We start from the raw sequence: 2,652 nt of genomic DNA, 5'->3' as shown, positions 1-2,652 counted from the left end.
TGATTCTCGAACTCGCTGAACCGTTGCTTCAAAATGATTTAAATTGCCCTGATTGTTGGTGTAAACAAACAGGGCATTATTGATCTTACCACCCAGCTTCGACTAAGCCTCATAACCTGGAGCTAGCATAGCGCTGTTAACCTGGTATAGCGCCTGCGGATTTGCCAACGCCAACTGATAACCAACACATTTGTGTAACTTGCCGTCTTTGCTGCAGTCGACCTCCCACTTGCGCAGAAGGTATCCGGCGAGCGCAGCACGCGCTTCGATGATTCTTTTGCCATCTTTCATTTCGTAATCAAGTTCAATGGCTTCAGGGTTATCCTGCTGAGGGTGGGGGATCAGTTCGAGCTCGATAAATTTTTGCCACTGACGATCTTCGCTCGCTAGCTCATGGTTGGCTGGCGATTCGTCAATAATGCGTGCTGATACAACCCTGTTGCAAACGACATCCATAAACCGTGCGTTCTTGCGATCATAAGAGCGGACATGCCAACGGTTACCAGAATCAACCAGGCTGTGTGGTACAATCTCACGTCGACCCTTTCCGCTGGACGTCGAGATGTACTCCACTTCAACTGCTTTGTTGCGATAAATACCCTCACACAGCACCGCCATAATTGCCGTTTTCGGTATAGTCAGTGATTCAGGTGATTCGCAGCTGATCGGAAACTCCTGGAAACCAGAAAAGCCATCGCCGTAGCCCAGCGATACGGTAGCAAGAGTTTTCTTGAGATCCAGATTAAACAGTGGAATGAATGCTGGCTGCTTGTAATACTTCTTTGAGCGCATATCCAATTTCAGGTTGTCAGACGCTATCTCTTTATACAATGCGAAGTCGCGTGTTGTAGCAGCATGCCCGACAGCAAAGCGATCAATTAGATCCTTACGGGTGACCTCCCCCAGGAAATAGAGTGCAAAGTCAATGAAGGCAAGCCGTTCGCGTTGTGCCGAACCAATGGCATCCAGTTTCTTGGTGATATCCATAATGTGATCGTGTTGATGTAAAGACATGGTTATTTATCCAGTATTCCATATGCAGACTAATATATACCGAAAATAAGTAGATGCAAGACCTGAAACCAGCATTGCCCTTTTTTATTACGTTTGTTCGTTGTTTAGTCGATTTTGAACTGGACCGCAGCGTAAATATGCACAGAGTGTCGTCAGGTATCAAATAGCAATCGATGCCGTCGAAGTAATTGAAATAAAGGCTAAAGCAATAGTGAAAAGTTATCTTGTTTATGGAGAATAGGCGAGTGAATGAGAAATATTGCAGTGTGAGTGATTAGCAGTGTGGCGTGTAGACAGTTACGTCTATGTCATCAGAACAGCGAACACAGCAGATTAGGTAGTGGTAAAAAGTGATATTGACAACAAAACAGCTTACGCAAGCGTATGGTGTAATGCTTCAGGGCTTGGTAAGTCTCGATGACAACTTGAGGCAAGGTGCATTGGTATATATCGAGAGCCTGATGCTGGAACAAGGAATAAAGCGAGAAAAGTATCTGTCACTTGATGATCTCAATGGCCATTATCCTTATATTTGCATGGGCTCTTACATGCCTATTGATTTTTTCAATGTCGATTCCCCATGCACAAGGGTGGCTTGTAATGATCAAAACTTTAAGCCGATTAGCCTGAAGCTCTGCACCGTTATTCAGGATAATCATAAACCGGTTCACCGCTGGCAAACGGTTGGCACATTCCGGTGTGATGACATACTTGACGCAATTCATATGCTGCTTGAGACACTCAGTAACGACGACATTTTTAGGCAGTGCGTAAGCTGCAACAAGATTCGTCCTGCAGGGTATCTGAACAGTGAGCAGGTTTGCGATTGCTGTAGTGATGCGATGCTGGGTGTTGCCTGATCAAAAGCCCTCCCACTTCCCGAGCAGGTGTTACACTTCATAATACCTTTCAGTTCATCCTGCCGGGAGTCTGTAATGATGGCTACAGTGCAACGAATAACTACTTCACTATTAGTTACATTCAGGAAAGCTCGTAACTTTATCAAGCTGTTAGTGATTTCAATTTCGATAGTGTTTGGTTCACAATCACTTGCAGCAAAGCCTCCACTTTCTGTGGCGATTTCAGTCGATATGCCTCCCTATGTTATTAACCAGGCGATAAGTGGATTGCAGGTCGATATCATCAAGTTGGCGCTGGATGGTTATGACATTCGTTTTGTACAGATGCCTTTTGGCGAGATCCAGACCGCGGTTCAGAAAGGGATTGCAGATGTGGGTGTTGGTGTCTTAGAGGATGATAGCGGGGTATTTTACTCTGATCATTTCATTACTTTCGCCAATGTTGCTGTGAGTAAAAAAGCCAGTAGTAAAGAGATTGAACAGGTGGCTGACTTGAAAGGTCACTTGGTATTGACCTGGCAGAATGCGTACTTGGAATTAGGGGATGCATTCGAGCAACTGTACTCACCTCAGTCGCCGGAGCGGGAGAACTATATCGAGGTTGCCGATCAGGCAGATCAGGTCCGAATTTTCTGGCAGGGCAATAACCGTATCGCAGTGATTGATAGGAGTATTTTTACCTACTTCACCAAAGCGTTAGGCTACGCAGCGGATGAAGCGACGTTTCATTATGTGTTCCCGTCAGTAACGAGCTTTCAGGCCAGTTTTAAAGAAGCCA

General features: G+C 45.4%; 3 protein-coding genes. 2 read left to right on the top strand and 1 reads right to left on the bottom strand.

What is annotated here, in order from left to right; translation table 11 throughout:
- Positions 1-102: 102 nt before the first annotated feature.
- Positions 103-1,014, bottom strand: a complete 912-nt coding sequence (locus MHN01_RS23915; RefSeq protein ID WP_239413860.1) for a WYL domain-containing protein — start codon at positions 1,012-1,014, stop codon at positions 103-105.
- 356 nt (positions 1,015-1,370) lie between these two features.
- Here MHN01_RS23915 and MHN01_RS23910 point away from each other — a divergent pair, with 356 nt between their 5' ends.
- Positions 1,371-1,874, top strand: coding sequence for a hypothetical protein (locus tag MHN01_RS23910; protein WP_239413858.1), 504 nt, complete (start codon positions 1,371-1,373; stop codon positions 1,872-1,874).
- Positions 1,875-1,949: 75 nt separating this feature from the next.
- The coding region (locus MHN01_RS23905) for an ABC transporter substrate-binding protein (protein WP_239413856.1) at positions 1,950-2,652 on the top strand (703 nt) is incomplete at its 3' end.

Source organism: Photobacterium sp. OFAV2-7, assembly GCF_022347985.1.
In the GTDB taxonomy this organism is placed as follows: Bacteria; Pseudomonadota; Gammaproteobacteria; order Enterobacterales; family Vibrionaceae; genus Photobacterium.
Note: the sequence above shows the minus strand (reverse complement) of the source record. Positions and strands in the feature narration are given on the sequence as shown.